The organism is Ekhidna algicida, from assembly GCF_051379705.1.
Taxonomy (GTDB): domain Bacteria; phylum Bacteroidota; class Bacteroidia; order Cytophagales; family Cyclobacteriaceae; genus Ekhidna.
On record NZ_CP179868.1, the window covers coordinates 2206349 to 2224017 of the forward strand.

Genomic DNA, 17669 nt, shown 5'->3' on the forward strand with positions numbered 1-17669 from the left:
ATCCTTAACTTCGTTCTAAGTCGTCGACAAAGCACGTTTGATAATGGCTATGCTACAGCCTCTCTTTTTCTCAAATGTAACCATCAACAATCCACAACAGATAGCATTTTTCAATTGAGAAAATTGTGTTCTATGAAAATGTTAAATCACCGTAACTTTACCATTAATAATTGCTAAGCGGATGATTGATAAACTGGAGGAAATTAAACATCGATTCGAGGAAGTAGGCCAACTCATTGTGCAGCCGGACATTGTCACGGACATGGAGAAGTATGGCAAGCTCAACAAGGAATACAAGGACCTTGAAAAGATCGTGGTTAAGTACAAAGAGTTTACTGAGGCTAAAAGCAACCTTTCCAATGCAAAAGAAGTACTTAGCAATGAAAAGGACCCGGAATTCCGTGAGATGGCGAAAGCTGAAATCGATGAGCTTGACCCGCAGATAACATCTTTGGAAGAAGAGTTGAAGGTAATGCTCATCCCTAAGGATCCGAATGACAGTAAAAATGTGATTTTAGAGATACGTGCGGGAACAGGCGGAGACGAAGCATCTATTTTCGCAGGAGATCTTTTTCGGATGTACAAATCCTATGCAGAGGATCAAAAGTGGAGCTTTTCGGTGCTCAACTTTAACGAAGGAAGTGCAGGAGGATATAAGGAAATCGTAGCCTCTGTAGAAGGAGAAGATGTTTATGCAAAGCTGAAATTTGAATCCGGTGTACATCGAGTTCAGAGAGTTCCAGCTACCGAATCACAGGGAAGGGTGCACACTTCAGCCGCAACCGTGGCAGTTTTGCCTGAAGCTGAAGAAGTAGATGTGGAGTTGAACATGGGAGACATCAGGAAAGACACATTTAGAGCATCAGGAGCAGGAGGTCAGCATATTAACAAAACAGAATCTGCAGTGAGGCTCACGCACGCACCTTCAGGTTTGGTGGTGGAATGCCAGGATGGAAGGTCTCAACATGCCAATTATGATAAAGCATTGAAAGTGCTACGGTCACGATTATATGAGATGGAGCTACAAAAACACAATGCAGAGATCAGTAGCCAGCGGAAAAGTATGGTAGGTTCCGGAGATCGCTCTGACAAGATAAGAACATATAATTATCCTCAAGGCAGAGTTACCGATCACAGAATTGGATTGTCCGTTTTCAATCTACCCAACGTCATGAACGGCGATATTGAAGAGTTCATTGAGCAACTTCGAATAGCAGAAAACGCCGAGATTATGAAAGAAGGGGAAGAATAGTCCGTTAACATCACATGCGAAATACGTTTTTGGTATTGCTTCTTTTTGTGCTTTGGGTCGGATGCTCCACCAAAGACGAAACCGTATCATTTGATCCGGGCTTAATGTTAGTTTTTAGTAATGACTCGGTGGCCTTTGATACACTCCTGTCAGATCGAAGAAGTAGTACTAAACGTCTAACGGTTTTCAATCCGAATGAGGAAGCAATCCAATTTGATGAAATTGCCTTGGGCAAAGCCAATAACTCAGACTATCAGGTGATCATAAATGGAAAGCAAACCAATGAACTAGCAAACGAAAGATTGCTGGGCGGCGACAGCCTACTGATCCTTGTGGAGGTGAATGTCTCACCCCAAAATCAAAACAGTCCTTATCTGGTGAAGGACTCAATAATTTTCAGATGGAACACGAATGAAACCCACGTGAAGTTGGTCAGTTATGGCCAAGATGGAAACACCATTAATAGCTCAAGCATATGCGATGAGGTTTGGACAAATGATCGCCCCTACATTGTTTCTGATACAGTCCTTGTTTCTGCCGGTTGTCAGCTTACGATAGAGAAAGGCACCAACATCTACTTTGAGAATGATGCAGTCATGTTTATTCAGGGCACTCTGAAAGCAATTGGTGATTCGGCAAATCACATAGTATTTAGAAATGCCCGTTTCGATGGCGTATATGATCGGGTGCCGGGACAGTGGGACGGCATTTATTTTCTGGAAGGAAGCGCAGATAATGAGGTGTCATTTGCAGAAATTTTCAACGGACAGGTTGGTTTACGGCTGGGGACACCGGACGATGATGATATTCCAGATCTTGTGGTTAGCAATACAACTATTTTCAATATGAGTCTGGCGGGAATTTTGTGTTTCACGTCAGATTTAGAAGCTACAAATACGCTTATTTACAATTGTGGCAACTATCTGTTTGGAGGATTTGCGGGAGGTAATTATACTCTGAGACATTGCACCCTTTCAAACGAGCCAGCATTGTTTATTCAAGATGAAGCTACGGTACAGTTTTCTGATAATTTAGTTATTGGTGAAAACCAACTCCTTGTTGAAGACTTGGATGTTGAATTAGTCAACAGCATTATTTGGGGAACTGCCGATGAAGAACTCCTAATCAACAATGGAGGCGGGGCTAGCGTGTCAGTAGACTTAACTGCTAATATCATTCGGTCTGGAGAAGAGCTCACAAACAATTTCACTTCAAGAGAATTTAATTTTCCGGGCTTTGTAGATGCCTTTGGAAACAAATACCAGCTAGATACACTCGCGTTTGCTCAAGATCGTGGTATTGATATCGGCGTAAATAGGGACCTGATAGGCAAACAAAGAGATGCTATTCCGGACATTGGCGCATACGAGCGCATCGAAAAACAGTAAAAAGCTCGTCTAATTCATTGCTTCTTTATAGGCTTTTCTTATTATCTTAAATTTCTTGATGAGATTTTTTAGTACCACTATTTTGCTGTTCTCACTAACTGCGGCTTTGGGTCAAGCTGACAGTTTGATTCAAAGTATGGAGGACAAAGTCGGGATAGATAGAGTAGATATCCTTCATCAGATTGTGACTGATTTGTGGTTAAACTATCCTGAACGAGCGCGGACGTTTGGTCAGGAAGCACTCACAATTTCAAAGGAGCTGGAAGATTCAGCCCTGATCTCTAAATCGCTAAGATTAATTGCAGGGGTTCATTATTATAAAGGCGACTATGACCAATCGCTGGAGTACAATCAAAGAGCTTTTGATATAGCTGTAGTACTCAAAGACTCAACACTCATCAACAATGGCTACAATAATATTGGCCTCCTTTATTATAACCTTGGGAGCTACCAAACAGCTCTCGAGTATTTACTGCGGTCCAAAGCAATTAAAAATAAAACCGGAGAGACCTATGGGTTGTCAACCACTCTGAATAACATAGGATTGGTATTTGAACGAATACAAGATTATAAGCAAGCCAGAGAATATTTTGAGCAAGCCTACGAGGTGGCTGTCAGTACCGATGACCTTGATCACACACTCTATTCCATCAACAACATAGGCATTACATATATGAAAGAAGGCAACCTGGAAGAGGCGATGGAGCACTTCCGGCGTGGCTTTAGAATGGGAGCTGAAATTGGAAACATTAATTGGGGATCGGTAGCAGCCAGAGGCATTGGTGAAATCTTTATGCTAAGTGGAGAGAAGGATTCGGTACTATACTATTTGCAAAAGTCATTAGCCGCCAGCCAATCTATAGATGATAAAAAAGGCATGGCGGAAGCGTATTATCTACTTTCTAAAAATGCACTCGAGGTGGGCGATGCTGAAGGTGCCTTAGCATATTTGGATAAATGCAACGATTGGGCGAGGCAAATTCAGGTTCGTCAGCAACAGCTTGATAATTTGAAACTCTATTCTACCATATACTCGCGCCTGGGAGATATGGACCAAGAAAAGGAATATATGGGGAAATACATTGAATTGAGAGATTCGCTGTTTCAGGATGTGGTAACACGGAACCTCAACCTCATCCCTTTAAAAATTAAAGAAGAAGAAGATCGCTTTAAGTTATCCAGTCAGCAGGCGGAAATTCGAAATCAGCTGATTACAAATCAGCTATTCACCTTTATTATCATTATCACAGTTCCATTATTAATTGTAATGATTATCCTTTTTCGAAAGAATGATAAGAAGAACAAAGAATTGCAGCGAAACAATGAAGAGTTGAAACACACACAAAAACTATTGATCACCTCAGAAAAAATGGCATCACTCGGTGTATTGGCAGCCGGGGTTGGGCATGAAATAAACAACCCGCTCAACTTTATTAAAAATGGTATAGCAGCCCTTTCAAAAAAGCTGGAAGACAACAAAGATGAAGAGCTTCAATCTTATTTTAAGATTGTGAATGAAGGAGTAAGTCGTGCCTCCAATATTGTAAAAAGCCTAAGTCACTTCAGCAGAAAAGGCCCGGGAGTAGATGAAAGATGCAACATTCATGAGATTATAGAAAACTGCCTGCTGATCCTTCACAATAAAATTAGAAATAAGGTTCGAGTGATTACCAAATTTACCAACATGAGTGCTGTGCTAAAGGGAAATGAAGGACGACTTCATCAGGCGATGATGAATATAATAGCGAATGCTGAACAAGCCATTCAGGAGGAGGGAACACTTACTATTACCACCCAGCGGAAATCGGATTTCATGGAAATTTGGATAGAAGATGACGGAGAAGGCATCCTTGAGGAAAACCTCATCAAAATCAGCGACCCATTTTTTACCACAAAACCACCGGGCGAAGGAACAGGTCTTGGACTGTTTATAACCTTTTCCATAATTGAAGAACACAATGGAAGTATAGAGGTTGAATCGAACCCTGGCCAAGGATCTAAGTTTATTATTACACTACCTTTATAATGGATGACTGACAAACCAGCTATTTTGTACGTTGACGATGAAGAAGCAAACTTGCTCTTGTTTCGCATTTCTTTTGAGGGAGAGCGAGATGTATTGGTTGCTTCTTCGCCAGAAGAAGGGCTTCTGAAATTGGAGGAAAATAGAAACAGAGTCCGAGCGGTAATCAGTGATATGAATATGCCGAAGATGAACGGCATTGAGTTCATTGAAAAAGCACAAGAAACTATTAAAGATATTCCTTATTACATACTAAGTGGATATGCATTCAATGATGAAATAGAGCAAGCGCTACAGCGAAACACCATCCAGAAGTTTTTTACAAAACCCTTTGATCGAGCAGAGATTGAAACCTATTTAAGCAACTCGAATAACCATTAACCATCTCCCTCTTTTTTCTCTTCACTAACTTGATCTTCTTCCTTTCCTAAGATTTTATCTTTCTTGTCTTTGATACTTTCTGCCGCTTCTTCAAGATTCAGCCTTGCCTTTAGCCGATTCAAAATACCTTTTCCTATGGATAGTGCACGATCACTAAAGGTGATTTCTTCCTTAGCAGTTGTAGAAGGGATTTCTTTTTCAGGTGGCCTAATTAGGTATTTATTCGTTGAGGCACTATCCACCACAATCTTCTGGCCATTTGCGGAAATTACCAAGCAGCAGAATAAAAGACTAAGCACGAATAGTTTATAACTCAATGCAACGAATTATTTTCGGGGTTCATCAATATTAGTGTAAACAAGGAATATTGGAAAGGATTTGCAAAAACTGTGAGAGAAAACTTGAAAAGGAGTTTCAATATTGTCCCTCCTGTGGACAGGAACACAAAGAAAAAGTGGTCCATTTCAAGCAATTCGTCCTTGACTTTCTAGGAGACTACTTCACCTTTGATTCATTGATCATTCGTAGTGTAAGGCCCTTATTGTTTAATCCGGGTTTTTTAACGAATGAATTTATTTCAGGAAGAAGGGTACGATATATTCCGCCGATAAGGATGTTCATCTTTATTAGCATCATTTTCTTTTTGGTCCTAGGTCCAGTCGACAAAACAGTCGCACTCGAAAAAAATGAAGAAGCCGAATTTTTAGACAACTTCTTTAGTGTTTGGTTTCCACGCCTGTTTTTTCTGCTATTGCCGTTGTTTGCGCTGTTTCTGTTTGTCCTTTTTAGGAAGCCGGGAAGGTTTTACCTCACACACTTCATCTTTTCTGTTCATTTTCATGCTTTCATTTTTGCTCTTTTAACCATCATGGTTGTTCTGATTGACTATATATTCCCATCAAGTGTGTTTCTCAGTCAATGGTCTTTGATTATCACAATTTGTATTCTGCAATTTTATCTTTTGCTCGCTCTAAGAAAGGTCTATGAGCAGATGTGGGTGACAACCGTATTTAAGCTTCTTCTTTTAAATGTTATGTATGTCGTCTCTGCGATGATGATTTTCAGCACAGTTGGAGCACTTATCTACTATCTGTGATTTAGATTATCTTTAGTTTGTGTCTACTCAAGCACAACACCAATATCCGCTCAACTGCCCCACGGGAAGATGGACGATGTTCTCTACCATACTGGCTACCAGCATGGCTTTCATAGACGGGTCGGCCCTCAATGTAATCTTACCGTCTCTGCAGCAAGATTTATTCGCAAGTGGAGTTGATCTTTTCTGGGTGCTAAACAGCTACCTGCTAATGTTAGCAGCGTTAATAATCGTAGGTGGCAGTCTAGGCGATAAACTAGGAAGAGTAAAAGTTTTCAAGTTCGGAATACTTGTTTTTACTATAGGGTCCGCATTTTGTGGATTGGCACAAGATATTACACAACTTATTGTATTTCGAACCATCCAGGGAGTAGGTGGAGCATTCATGATTCCGGGCAGTTTGTCCATCATATCAGCAGTTTTTAGCAGCGAGGAAAAAGGGAAAGCCATTGGTACATGGTCAGCAACTACTACCATCGTAACTATATGCGGACCTGTGTTGGGAGGTGCGCTTGCGGATGCAGGGCTTTGGAGGCTTATCTTTTTTATCAATTTGCCCTTTGGGTTGCTTTCCATACTGGCACTGCATTTCAAAGTACCTGAAAGCAAACAGCCTAAGGTGTCCAAAGTGGATTGGTCTGGGGCCGTTGCGCTTGTGCTTAGTCTAGCTGCTTTGACCTTTGGTTTTTTGGAAATGCCGGAATGGGGCTATCAACATCCCATTGTCATTTTGAATCTGGTGCTCGGCGCATTCTTTCTCATTGTCTTCATCATCATTGAAAAAAGAGTAACTGACCCAATGGTGCCATTGTCCATGTTTTCCAACAAGACCTTTTCTGGAGTAAACCTCCTTAGTTTCTTTCTTTATGCAGGCATGGGTGCAGTCATGCTCTTTCTTTCTCTCAACATCATACAGGTTCAAGGGTACTCACAGCTGCAGGCAGGCCTTACATTCCTGCCCTTTTCCGTGATTATGGTTTTAGCCGCCCGGAAAATGGGAGAACTCACAAGTATCTATGGAGCCAGGAGGTTTTTAATACTGGGCCCGACAATCACAGGGTCAGGAATGCTTTGGTTTTCATTTGTTGGGATGACAAGTGGTCCATCAGTCTATTGGAGCACTTTTTTTCCACCGTTTTTACTTTTTGCAATAGGAATTGCCATAACAGTGGTGCCGCTCACCACAGCAGTAATGGCGTGCGTGGATGACAGCAAAAGTGGAATCGCTTCCGGTATCAATAATAGCGTGACTCGAATTTCCGGAACTTTTATGAATGCCATTTTAGGGGCGGTTGTCATTTTAATCTTTGGCAATTACGTGATAGAAGCGATGGGGTCTCTATCGGTTTCAGAGACAGTAAAAGAGCAGGTCATGCAAGAAATACCCAAGCTTGGAGAAGCAGTTGCATCAACAGATTATGAGGCAGGCTTGCAGCAATCAATCAATAGTATTTTCAATAATAGTTTCATCGCCGTTTATCAAATGGTATGTTGGATAAGCGCAGTATTAGCATTCTTATCTGCCGGGATCGCGTTTTTCATGGTAGAAGGAAAGAAAGTTTAATAATTTATTTTCCGCCTGTAACCTTCCCTCACTTTTCTTGTAACTTATTTGAATTTAACAAAACACCACCCGTGGATACGGGGCTAACCTGGTTAGAATTTGGAAATGACAGACGAACAGTTGATGTCGCTGATAAAGGCGGGACAGCTGGATTATTTGAACGAAGTTTTTAATCGCTATAGTAAGCGGATCTATAACTACTTCCTCAAGTCCACGCTGGAGCGAGCCGACAGTGATGACCTCACACAGGACCTATTCATTCGAGTAATGAAATATCGAAACTCCTACAAGGAAGGTCATTCTGTTCAATTCTGGATTTTTCAGATTGCTAGAAACATGGTGAAAGATCACTTTCGAAAGATGAAAGTGCACAGAGATAAATTCAATCCTGAAGAGACAATACCGGAGGTGCTTGAGGAAGATAGAGATGTGGAGTTTGAGCGAGAAAAGAAACTTCACATAGCGATGAAATCATTACCGGATGAAAAAAGGGAGTTATTGGTGCTCAGCAAGTTTCAGGGGATGAAATACGAGCAAATAGCAACCATGCGAGAGACATCTGTCAGTAATATCAAGGTGCAAGTGCACCGTACGATTAAAGAGCTGAGAGACATCTATTTTGAACTAGCGGAAGACTAAAAATATAACGTGATGAAAGAAGAAATCACAGATGAACAAATGATAGCACTCCTGGAAGGAGAATCCAATGAAGAGTTGGAATTAAAAATCAATTCAGAGCCCGACTTAAAGAAGCGATTTGATGAACTGAAAGAAGTAATGCAGGCGATAGAAGCTTCGCATGAGGTTGAAATTCCCGCTCATATTCAAGGTGGCTTCCAGCAGGCACTTATAGATGAAAAAATCAGGAGCAACAGTAATAGCAGCCAGTGGTCTTGGATGCAAATAGCCGCAGCTTTAGCATTACTCATTTTAGGCTTTGGAATGGGAAAATTTGCCACCAATGACTCGTCTCGAGAGTTGGCTTTGCTTAAAGATGAGATTCAATCCTTGCGAGAGGTGACTCTGACCAGTCGATTGCAGCGTCACTCGGCAAGCGAGCGAATTATGGCTGTGAACCAAATCGAGCAGCGCTCTACGATCAATAATGAACTTGTATCCACGCTTATCACCACACTGAATTCTGACGAAAGCCCAAATGTGAGGTACGCCGCGCTGCAAGCGCTAGAAAAATTCATTGGAAACATGGACGTACGCGCCGAGCTGGTGAAATCACTGGAGTCTCAATCAGACCCTCTGATACAGATCTCGCTGATTACGATTTTGGTGGACGCTGAAGAGCGCAGTGTTATTGCACCTCTGAAGGACATGATTGAAAAAGAAGAAACATCACCTGAGGTAAAACAGCAAGCGCAGGTTGCTATTCAGGTTTTGACATAGAACATACCGGTACTTATTTAAAAATGACTAAAAATTCAAATAACAATAAAATGAAAACGATTATAGCAGGACTAATACTATTGACTTGTGCCAGTGGAGTTGCACAAGAGGGTAAGACAGCCAATTTTAGCTTCCCGGTTAAAGGGAATGCGGCAGAAACATGGCTGGTGATTGATAACCTGAGCTCCGATTTGAAAATCGAAGGAACCTCAGGATCAGAAATCAAAATAGAAAGCAGAAACTATAGAGGGCTGCCAGAGAAAGCCAAGGGACTGAAACCTCTCTCAGCTTCAGGACCGGAAAATACCGGAATAGGATTGAGTATGAAGCAAGAAGGAAATACGATATCTCTTTCTGGTGCTCACAACGAAGCAGACAAAGCCGACTATGTGCTTTTATTGCCAAAAAATTTAAAACTAAAAATCAACTATAACTCATGGCAAGCCGGTGATGTAGTGATCAAAGGTATGGCAGGTGAAGTTGAGGCTAAAAGTCAAGTTGGTGATCTCGAATTTATTGATGTGACCGGGCCGATCGTGGCGCACACTTTAAGCTCTGATTTGGAAGTTACCTTCTCTTCTCTTTCCAGTTCCTCACCAACTTCTTTGAGCTCAACAAGTGGAGACATAGATGTGACCTTGCCAGCGTCTACCAAAGGAACCTTTAAGATGGCAACCGTTTCGGGAGGTGTATATACAGGATTCGATTTTGATTTTGGTGAGGATGCTAAAATCCGAAGAGTAGGTGGTCAAAATGCCACAGGCAAACTAAATGGTGGAGGCGTAGAAGTCTCTTTGAAATCAGTAAGCGGCGACATTTACGTAAGAAAAGCTGAGTAAGATGAAAGCGCTGATAATGATGATGTGTCTGGCAACTTTAGGGTTGTCAGCACAACCCAAAAAAGTAACGGCAACAGTTCCGGTTTCCGGCCAGGAAATGTTAGATCTGGAATTTGCATTCGCTGATGATATCACCTTTAAAACATGGGATAAAAATGAGGTTTACGTGGAGGTAATGGTTGAAATAAACGATGGTGAAAACAACGATATATTCACGCTTAATACTTCTAAATCAAGCTCCGCCATTTATGTAGAAATGGATGAAGATATGTGGAAGAAGATCAGTAAGAAAGAGGATGGGAAATGGAAAAACTGTAGCTACACCTCAACTATAAACTATACCGTTTACCTTCCAAAAAAGCTGAGTGTAAGATCAAACACCATTTCAGGAGATTATGAATTTGAATACTATGGCACTGAAATGAACCTAAAGACGATCTCTGGAGTCATTGATGTAACCATTCCTCAACAGCTTGGCATGGACTTCAAGGCAAAGACCATCTCGGGAGAAGTTTACTCAGACATTGAGATTTCCTATCCATACGGAAAAGAAGGCCTACGCCAAATTGTGGGTCAGGACGTCAGAGGCCGGGTGAGTAATGGCGGAGAGCAGTCCAACTTTGAGACCATAAGTGGTAATATCTATTTGAGAAAAGGATAATCCTAAAAAAGGGATGAGTTTACTTGTCCCTTTTTTTAAGCACCACAAGCTCATCGTCCATTACCGTACCGACAAACAGCAGATCATTGTAAGGAGCAACCACACTGCTTGCAGACATAGTGGATCCATCATTTTCATAGAGACTCTCCACTACTTCCCCATTAGAAACTTTAATAACCTCAGAAGGAGCCGTTTCTTTTTTCCCAGCCGCATATGCCGCAAACGTCAGCAAGCTGGGATGAGACCCCATCCAAAGGTCTCCGTTTTCATCCAACTCAATATTATCAATGCCTGAGCCAACATCCAGATCCCGGTCATGTTCAAGTGATCTGTCTTCCAGAATATTGTAGTAATGAAGTTGAAACGCCCGAGGAGAAGCTACCAGTAATTGACTTCTGTCTTGCGAAATGTTGATGCCATTGGCGTAGTTGATTCCGTCGGCGACCACCTGATATTGTCCATCATATAGCACCACGTTTGATACGCCTATGCCCAAGTAGTCTTCTGCCAATCTGCCCCATTTGCTTGAATAACCATGATCGTTAGTAAAATAGAAAGTCTCCTCATCCAGTGCCACAACATCATTTGGACTGATCATCGACGGATCACGATAGGTTGCCATGTAGACCAGGCTATCACCAAAGAGTTCAAATTTGACAATTGAATGCTGCTTGGCATGATTGACAACTAAAAGCTGATAATGAGCCGAATCCAACTTCAACATACTGATCCCATGCGGATAGAAAGGAAAATTGTAATTGTCTGAAATTAGTTTAGGCTGGAAATCACCAGAGTCGAGATTTAAATAATGCAAGCCTCCCTGGGATGAAGATCCGTCTCTTCTACCTGCACGATCATCCTGAGATATGATCACAAATCGGTCGGCATAGCTGATAGTCAAATCTTCAGCTCCTTTTAGCGGTATTTCTGCAATAACCTCATAGCTTTCGGTGTTATTAATTTCACGGAAATAACCCGTGGAGATAAATGTGTACAAAACAAAAGCCAGAAGCAGAATTAAGGTGACTAAGAGTGTGAGTAAAAATTTTTTCATAGAAGTTAAGCGTGTTCTTTATAAATGTAGAGAAACTTTTATTCTACTCCTGATCGCGATGACTTCATTTTTGGTCGCCTGCGGGAACGACGACATTCAACTCCCTGAGCAAGAGTTGCTTGGCAAGATTGATGGCCAGGAATGGGATTATCAGTCAGCCAATGGCTACCTGATTTCTTCAGACTTTCAATACCGGGCTCGGTTTTTATCGGATGAAGAATCGGTGAGCGATCCGTGCACACTACCGTCTCCTACGCTCAAGCACGTAAAGGCAATCTTTCGGCCTGCCGAGATTAGCTATTTTGTTGCACCACAAGCAATAGACGACAACCAAGTACAAGTTTCATTCGAAGTAAGCCCATCTAAAAGCCTAATTGCATCGAGTGGATTTATGGAGATATATGCAATTGACAACCTCATAGCCTTTGGATATCTCCAAGCATTCCTGGATGACGATCATAGCGTAGAAGGATTGTTTGAGATAAGGTTATGTAATTAATCACCAAAAGAAAGAGTCGCTCCATAAGCCAATTCGATAGTCCAAAGGCGAGCATCGTTAATTTTACCTACAGCACCTAGCTGATCGTAAACTGGGTTTACCGAATAGCCGACATTCAAGCTGACTACATTGTCGACATCAAATGCCGGGATATAATAGTTGGCACCAACATTTAGAAAAAACACCGTTTTAGTAGCCGCCACCAAGTCATCTTCTCGGTCCCATTCGACACGCACATTATTAATGTTTCGCACATCAAATGAGTTTGTGCGAAGTGCAGTAGCTACATTGATGTGGGTTGTTACGCCTCCATAAATTGTGAAGTCTCCAAGAGATTTCCCATAGTTCAAGGGAATCGCGATATAATCAAGTCTTGGCCTGATCTTGAATCGGGCATCTGAAGTGATCAATCCATAGTATCGTTGATATTGGATATCAGGTGTTTTGAAGAAATAACTATCGCCGGCATTGGTATACTTTACACCTGTTTTAAGGAAGGTATTTTCTTTGAGGTAAACGTCCAGTTCAATACTTATTACAGCCCCAGGACGCATGGAGTTTTTAGCCTCCGAAGAGGCATTAATTCCATCATCTATCAAAGCTTGGCGGTATTCAATAAAACCATATTCCTCCATCAAATCATGATCGAAAGTTGAAAAGGTCATACCTATCTGACCATGCAATTTGACCTGAGCCGTCACCTGAACAAAACAGACAGTGAGGACCAAAGAAAGGATTAATTGTTTCAAGCCTCTACTTCTTCTCCACTCTCATATACATCCAAAGGCAAACAGCTGCATACAAGGTTTCTGTCACCGTATGCACTATCCACACGGCTTACCGCAGGCCAGAATTTGTTTTCTCTAACATATGCCGCCGGGAATGCCGCCTTTTCTCTTGAGTAAGAGTACTTCCACTCATCAGCCATCAGTACTTTGTATGAATGAGGAGCATTCTTAAGTGGATTATCTTTAGCATCTGACTTACCATCAATTACGTCTTGTACTTCCTCTCGTATTGCGATCATCGCATCGCAGAAGCGATCCAACTCTGCTTGTACTTCACTTTCCGTTGGTTCAATCATCATCGTACCTGGAACTGGAAACGAGACGGTTGGAGCATGGAAGCCGTAATCGATTAATCTCTTGGCAATGTCCTCTACTTCTATTCCAGATTTTTTAAACTCGCGACAGTCGATAATCAACTCGTGCGCATTTCGTCCCTTATCGTTGGCATAAAGAACAGGATAATTGTCCTTCAGTCTTGCTGCGATATAGTTGGCATTAAGAATGGCAGTTTTTGTTGCATTGGCAAGACCATGGGGACCCATCATAGCTATGTACCCGTGCGAAATTGGTAAAATACTAGCGCTTCCATATGCAGCCGCAGAGACTGCTGGGTTGCTGCTATGCTCAGTTACGTGACCAGGCAAAAACGGAGTTAAATGCTCTGCCACCCCGATTGGGCCCATACCAGGTCCACCACCACCATGAGGAATACAAAACGTTTTGTGGAGGTTGAGGTGGCAAACATCTGCACCAATGATACCGGGCGAGGTGAGTCCAACTTGTGCGTTCATGTTGGCCCCATCCATATATACTTGTCCACCGTTTTGGTGAATGATGTTGCAAATCTCTATGATTGCTTCTTCGAAAACTCCATGTGTAGATGGATAGGTTACCATGAGTGCCGCCAGTTCCTGGTTGTGAGCTTCAGCCTTTTCTTTCAAGTCATCTACATCAATGTTTCCATTGTCATCGCACTTCACAATAACCACACGCATTCCAGCCATTACGGCGCTTGCCGGGTTGGTTCCGTGAGCTGAAGAAGGAATTAACGCCACATTTCTATTTGGTTGACCGGTTCCTTCCAAATAGGATTTAATTACCATTAAACCAGCGTACTCCCCTTGAGCACCGGAATTTGGTTGAAAGGATAGTGAATGAAATCCAGTAATCTCAACTAACCAATCGTGAAGTTCCGTGATAAGCTCACCGTATCCTTCTGCTTGATTTTTCGGAGCAAATGGATGGATATTTGCAAACTCAGGCCAGGTCACAGGAATCATTTCAGTTGTAGCATTGAGCTTCATCGTGCATGAACCCAGTGAAATCATGGAATGAACCAACGAAAGATCTTTATTTTCCAGTCGCTTCATGTAGCGAAGCAACTCATGCTCCGAATGGTACTTATTGAATACAGGATGCTCAAGAAACGGAGTTGTTCGCATCAAAGAAGAAGGATATTCTACTTCGAAATCTTCTACAATTGGTGTTTCAAAAGCATTGCCAAGACGCGCAAAAAGCTTAACCACCTCGTTTGCATCATTTACAGTATGTGATTCATCAAAGGATACGCCTACAGCATCCTCGAAGTAGCGAAAATTGATTTCACTCTTGTGACTCAACTTTTTTAAGTGAATGATTTGCTCAGAATCGAGAGGAATTCTTATCGTATCAAAGAAGTAAGTGTTTTGATTTTCAAAGCCAAACTGAGCGATGGCATTTGCGGTTTCTTTGGCTAATCCATGCGTACGTGCTCCAATCTGTCTAAGACCTTTTGCGCCATGGTATACTGCGTACATTCCAGCCATTACAGCAAGTAAAACCTGTGCGGTACAAATATTGGAAGTAGCTCTTTCTCTTTTTATGTGCTGCTCTCTTGTTTGCAGCGCCATACGATAGGCATCATTTCCATGCGCATCCTTGGATGCTCCGATAATTCTTCCCGGTATTGCTCTTTTGAAAGCTTCTTTGGTAGCAAAGAAAGCAGCGTGCGGACCACCATATCCCATTGGCACACCAAATCGCTGACTGGTGCCCACTACAACATCCACTCCCCATTCGCCGGGTGCGGTGATCAATGTCAGAGCCAGTAGATCACTGGCGCAAGCAGTAAAAACATTATTTTCCTGTGCAGCTGCGACCACCGAAGACCAATCTCTAACTGAACCGGAATCATTGGGATACTGAAAGAAAACACCGAAAATCTCCGGCCCAGAAAGGTCAGCATTCGCAAGATCTACGACTTCCAGCTCAATACCGAATGGAAGAGCACGTGTTTTAAGCACATTCAGAGTTTGGGGAAAAACCTCTGCGTCAACCAAGAATTTGTTTGATGATTTTTTGTCACCTTTTCTTAATCCATACAGCATGCTCATAGCCTCTGCAGCGGCGGTACCTTCATCCAGCAATGAAGCATTGGCTATTTCCATACCTGTCAGGTCAATCACCATGGTTTGGAAATTGATCAGAGCCTCGAGCCTTCCCTGCGCAATCTCTGCCTGATAGGGAGTATAGGCAGTATACCAACCTGGATTTTCCATGATATTCCGCTGGATCACGGTTGGCACTACACAATTGTAATATCCTTGTCCAATGAATGACTTGAAGACCTTATTCTTGTCTGCCATCTTCTGCATCCGGTTGAGATATTCAAACTCATTCAGAGATGGGGGCAGGTTGAGGGGTTTTTTCTTAAGTATGGGAGCCGGGATGGCTTCTGCGATAAGTTCATCCACAGACTTCAGGCCGATGGCTTCCAACATTGCTGAGACTTCACTGTCAGAAGGACCATTATGTCTTCTTTCAAACTCAACCCGATCATTTAGATTTAATTTCATCAAGAGGTACCGTTTAGAGGCCGCAAATTTACGTCAAGGCGCTCACTACAAAAAGCTTTTAATGCCTAACCATTAGTGTAATTGTTTGGTTTAGCCGAATTAAAATTATTTAGCTTTACTACCGATTTTTAACACGTTATATCACAATGAGAAAGATAACTTATGTAATAGGCCTTTTGGTGGCCTTCGGACTGCTGGCACAGGATAAAACGGCCATGAAGTACGCGAAAACGATCACTGCGGATGACCTGAAAGCACACCTTTCTATTCTAGCTTCTGATGAGTACGAAGGAAGAGAAACTGGTAAAAAAGGTCAGAAAATGGCAGCAAAGTATATTGCCAAGCATTTTGAATCGCTTGGTTTTGAGGCTCCGGTGGACGGTTCATATTTTCAAAAATTTGACTTGACTGAAGCTCAAATCGGCTCAGTATATTTTCGAAAAGGAGACGATAAGCTCGTTGGATTCGAAGATTTCGTTTACTACTCAAGCTCAGAGACAAGTGGAGAAGAGTACATCAAGGCGGTTATTGCTAAAGAGGATGACGAAGAGGATTACACAGGTAAGTACGTGGTTTTTACTGCGGAAAAACTCGGTGGATTACAAGAAAAAGCGGAGAAAGCAAAAGAGGCGGGAGCAGCAGGAGTTATAATAATTGTTGAGGATGATCAGGAATTTGATTCTTTTATTACACGCTATTCTCCTTACCTCCAGAGACCTTCTTTGAGAATGGAAGGGAGAGACAATGAGTCTACGAAGTTGATCATCGGTAACAAAGCGATGGCAGCATGGATGTTTGATAAAGAATTTGAGACTATTTCTTCAGGAGATGAATCTCAAATAATCTTTAATGCGGATTATCTGGATAAGCCCGTTGGCACCGAAAATGTTCTTGGCTTTCTTAAAGGCACAGAGAAGCCAGATGAAGTTTTAATAATAACATCTCACTATGATCACGTTGGCATTATCAATGGTGAAATCCATAATGGAGCCGATGACGATGGCTCTGGAACAGTGACTGTTTTGGAGATTGCTGAAGCATTCTCCAATGCTGCAGCAAAAAATAAAGGACCTAAGAGAAGCGTCCTTTTCATGACTGTGACTGGTGAGGAAAAGGGGCTTTTAGGCTCTAAATATTATACGGATACAGATCCAATTTTTCCGTTAGAGAATACCGTAGCTAATCTAAACATTGACATGGTAGGCAGAGTGGATGAGGCGCACGAAGAAAACCCCGACTACATCTACTTGATAGGATCGGATAAATTATCCCAAGAGCTTCATGTTCTTTCGGAAAATATGAATAAGACCTATACGAACCTTGAGTTAGATTATACCTATAACGATGAGAACGATCCCAATAGATTCTACTATAGATCTGATCATTACAATTTTGCGAAAAACAATGTTCCGATCATTTTCTATTTCAATGGTACTCATGAAGATTATCATAAGCCAACAGATACAGTTGATAAAATAGATTTTGAAACAATGGAGAAAAGAGCTCGACTTGTTTTTCACACAGGATGGGAAATAGCCAACAGAGAAGAACGAATTAAAGTAGATAAGATCAAGGAGGAGAAGGTTTCGGGAGACTAGTTGAAGAGAAATTGATCATTGTGGGGCATTCGCCCCACAAGATCTTTTCAACCAGCTATGGAAAGAAAGACTATTAATCCATCTTTCTATTACAAGTATAATTATTTAATGCGGTTTCCAAGAAAAATTACTTTAAAAATTAACTTAAAGAATGGAAAGGGAATTCGAAATAGACATTAAACATTTGATTAAGAGCTTTTTATAAGCTCTTTTTTATTTAGATTTTGAAGTACCTTTTACTGTAAATAGCCTGTTGAATATTATTGTTCACAACTATTAGATGGTCAGAGTTTC

At 41.7% G+C, this 17669-nt stretch carries 16 protein-coding genes; 12 read left to right on the forward strand and 4 right to left on the reverse strand.

Annotated elements, in window-relative coordinates; all coding sequences use genetic code 11:
- Positions 1-181: 181 nt before the first annotated feature.
- Genes prfA through ACL8WY_RS09560 form a run of 4 tightly spaced genes read left to right on the forward strand, consistent with a single transcriptional unit; the run spans position 182 to position 5044 of the window.
- Positions 182-1252 carry a peptide chain release factor 1 gene (gene prfA / locus ACL8WY_RS09545; RefSeq protein ID WP_436514479.1) on the forward strand — a complete coding sequence of 357 codons (1071 nt, stop codon included), beginning with the start codon at positions 182-184 and terminating at the stop codon, positions 1250-1252.
- Between the two features lie 14 nt (positions 1253-1266).
- Positions 1267-2640, forward strand: a complete 1374-nt coding sequence (locus ACL8WY_RS09550; RefSeq protein WP_436514480.1) for a right-handed parallel beta-helix repeat-containing protein — start codon at positions 1267-1269, stop codon at positions 2638-2640.
- A 58-nt stretch (positions 2641-2698) separates the two neighbouring features.
- The gene (locus ACL8WY_RS09555; RefSeq protein ID WP_436514481.1) at positions 2699-4666 is read left to right on the forward strand and encodes a tetratricopeptide repeat protein; all 1968 of its coding nucleotides are present in this window, start codon (positions 2699-2701) and stop codon (positions 4664-4666) included.
- A 3-nt stretch (positions 4667-4669) separates the two neighbouring features.
- Positions 4670-5044 (forward strand): response regulator, encoded by a 375-nt coding sequence (locus ACL8WY_RS09560; RefSeq protein ID WP_436514482.1) that lies wholly within the window; start codon positions 4670-4672, stop codon positions 5042-5044.
- Here the strand turns inward: ACL8WY_RS09560 and ACL8WY_RS09565 are convergent.
- The gene (locus ACL8WY_RS09565; RefSeq protein ID WP_436514483.1) at positions 5041-5361 is read right to left on the reverse strand and encodes a hypothetical protein; all 321 of its coding nucleotides are present in this window, start codon (positions 5359-5361) and stop codon (positions 5041-5043) included. The genes ACL8WY_RS09560 and ACL8WY_RS09565 overlap by 4 nt on opposite strands.
- A gap of 50 nt (positions 5362-5411) precedes the next feature.
- Between ACL8WY_RS09565 and ACL8WY_RS09570 the strand changes: the two genes are divergently transcribed.
- The 6 genes from ACL8WY_RS09570 to ACL8WY_RS09595 all read left to right on the forward strand — a co-directional run bounded on the left by ACL8WY_RS09570 (position 5412) and on the right by ACL8WY_RS09595 (position 10602).
- Positions 5412-6140 (forward strand): DUF3667 domain-containing protein, encoded by a 729-nt coding sequence (locus ACL8WY_RS09570; protein ID WP_436514485.1) that lies wholly within the window; start codon positions 5412-5414, stop codon positions 6138-6140.
- A 19-nt stretch (positions 6141-6159) separates the two neighbouring features.
- Positions 6160-7704: an MFS transporter gene (locus ACL8WY_RS09575; RefSeq protein ID WP_436514486.1), complete on the forward strand. Its 1545-nt coding sequence runs from the start codon at positions 6160-6162 to the stop codon at positions 7702-7704.
- 105 nt (positions 7705-7809) lie between these two features.
- Positions 7810-8343: an RNA polymerase sigma factor gene (locus ACL8WY_RS09580; RefSeq protein ID WP_436514487.1), complete on the forward strand. Its 534-nt coding sequence runs from the start codon at positions 7810-7812 to the stop codon at positions 8341-8343.
- A 12-nt stretch (positions 8344-8355) separates the two neighbouring features.
- Positions 8356-9102, forward strand: a complete 747-nt coding sequence (locus tag ACL8WY_RS09585; protein ID WP_436514488.1) for a HEAT repeat domain-containing protein — start codon at positions 8356-8358, stop codon at positions 9100-9102.
- Positions 9103-9152: 50 nt separating this feature from the next.
- Positions 9153-9941 (forward strand): DUF4097 family beta strand repeat-containing protein, encoded by a 789-nt coding sequence (locus ACL8WY_RS09590; protein WP_436514489.1) that lies wholly within the window; start codon positions 9153-9155, stop codon positions 9939-9941.
- Position 9942: 1 nt separating this feature from the next.
- Positions 9943-10602: a hypothetical protein gene (locus tag ACL8WY_RS09595; RefSeq protein WP_436514490.1), complete on the forward strand. Its 660-nt coding sequence runs from the start codon at positions 9943-9945 to the stop codon at positions 10600-10602.
- Between the two features lie 19 nt (positions 10603-10621).
- Here ACL8WY_RS09595 and ACL8WY_RS09600 read toward each other — a convergent pair whose 3' ends face one another.
- The gene (locus tag ACL8WY_RS09600) at positions 10622-11656 is read right to left on the reverse strand and encodes an SMP-30/gluconolactonase/LRE family protein (RefSeq protein ID WP_436514491.1); all 1035 of its coding nucleotides are present in this window, start codon (positions 11654-11656) and stop codon (positions 10622-10624) included.
- A 58-nt stretch (positions 11657-11714) separates the two neighbouring features.
- Here ACL8WY_RS09600 and ACL8WY_RS09605 point away from each other — a divergent pair, with 58 nt between their 5' ends.
- Complete coding sequence (locus ACL8WY_RS09605) at positions 11715-12155, forward strand: hypothetical protein (protein WP_436514492.1); 441 nt, start codon at positions 11715-11717, stop codon at positions 12153-12155.
- On the opposite strand, the gene ACL8WY_RS09610 is transcribed toward ACL8WY_RS09605, so the two are convergent.
- Together ACL8WY_RS09610 and gcvP are read right to left on the reverse strand one after the other, a co-directional pair.
- Entirely contained in the window at positions 12152-12904 is a 753-nt protein-coding gene (locus ACL8WY_RS09610; RefSeq protein ID WP_436514493.1) for a hypothetical protein, read from the reverse strand. The genes ACL8WY_RS09605 and ACL8WY_RS09610 overlap by 4 nt on opposite strands.
- Positions 12901-15777, reverse strand: a complete 2877-nt coding sequence (gcvP, locus tag ACL8WY_RS09615) for an aminomethyl-transferring glycine dehydrogenase (protein WP_436514494.1) — start codon at positions 15775-15777, stop codon at positions 12901-12903. The genes ACL8WY_RS09610 and gcvP overlap by 4 nt, the downstream gene beginning before the upstream one ends.
- A gap of 146 nt (positions 15778-15923) precedes the next feature.
- On the opposite strand from gcvP, the gene ACL8WY_RS09620 reads away from it, so the two are divergent.
- Positions 15924-17375 (forward strand): M28 family peptidase, encoded by a 1452-nt coding sequence (locus ACL8WY_RS09620; protein WP_436514495.1) that lies wholly within the window; start codon positions 15924-15926, stop codon positions 17373-17375.
- Positions 17376-17669 lie beyond the last annotated feature (294 nt).

Excerpts from the sequence above, each read along its gene's own strand:
- prfA (WP_436514479.1), top strand. The coding sequence starts at position 182 with ATGATTGATAAACTGGAGGAAATTAAACATCGATTCGAGGAAGTAGGC.
- ACL8WY_RS09550 (WP_436514480.1), top strand. The coding sequence starts at position 1,267 with ATGCGAAATACGTTTTTGGTATTGCTTCTTTTTGTGCTTTGGGTCGGA.
- ACL8WY_RS09555 (WP_436514481.1), top strand. The coding sequence starts at position 2,699 with ATGAGATTTTTTAGTACCACTATTTTGCTGTTCTCACTAACTGCGGCT.
- ACL8WY_RS09560 (WP_436514482.1), top strand. The coding sequence starts at position 4,670 with ATGACTGACAAACCAGCTATTTTGTACGTTGACGATGAAGAAGCAAAC.
- ACL8WY_RS09580 (WP_436514487.1), top strand. The coding sequence starts at position 7,810 with ATGACAGACGAACAGTTGATGTCGCTGATAAAGGCGGGACAGCTGGAT.
- ACL8WY_RS09585 (WP_436514488.1), top strand. The coding sequence starts at position 8,356 with ATGAAAGAAGAAATCACAGATGAACAAATGATAGCACTCCTGGAAGGA.
- ACL8WY_RS09590 (WP_436514489.1), top strand. The coding sequence starts at position 9,153 with ATGAAAACGATTATAGCAGGACTAATACTATTGACTTGTGCCAGTGGA.
- ACL8WY_RS09595 (WP_436514490.1), top strand. The coding sequence starts at position 9,943 with ATGAAAGCGCTGATAATGATGATGTGTCTGGCAACTTTAGGGTTGTCA.
- ACL8WY_RS09600 (WP_436514491.1), bottom strand. The coding sequence starts at position 11,656 with ATGAAAAAATTTTTACTCACACTCTTAGTCACCTTAATTCTGCTTCTG.
- ACL8WY_RS09605 (WP_436514492.1), top strand. The coding sequence starts at position 11,715 with ATGACTTCATTTTTGGTCGCCTGCGGGAACGACGACATTCAACTCCCT.
- gcvP (WP_436514494.1), bottom strand. The coding sequence starts at position 15,777 with ATGAAATTAAATCTAAATGATCGGGTTGAGTTTGAAAGAAGACATAAT.
- ACL8WY_RS09620 (WP_436514495.1), top strand. The coding sequence starts at position 15,924 with ATGAGAAAGATAACTTATGTAATAGGCCTTTTGGTGGCCTTCGGACTG.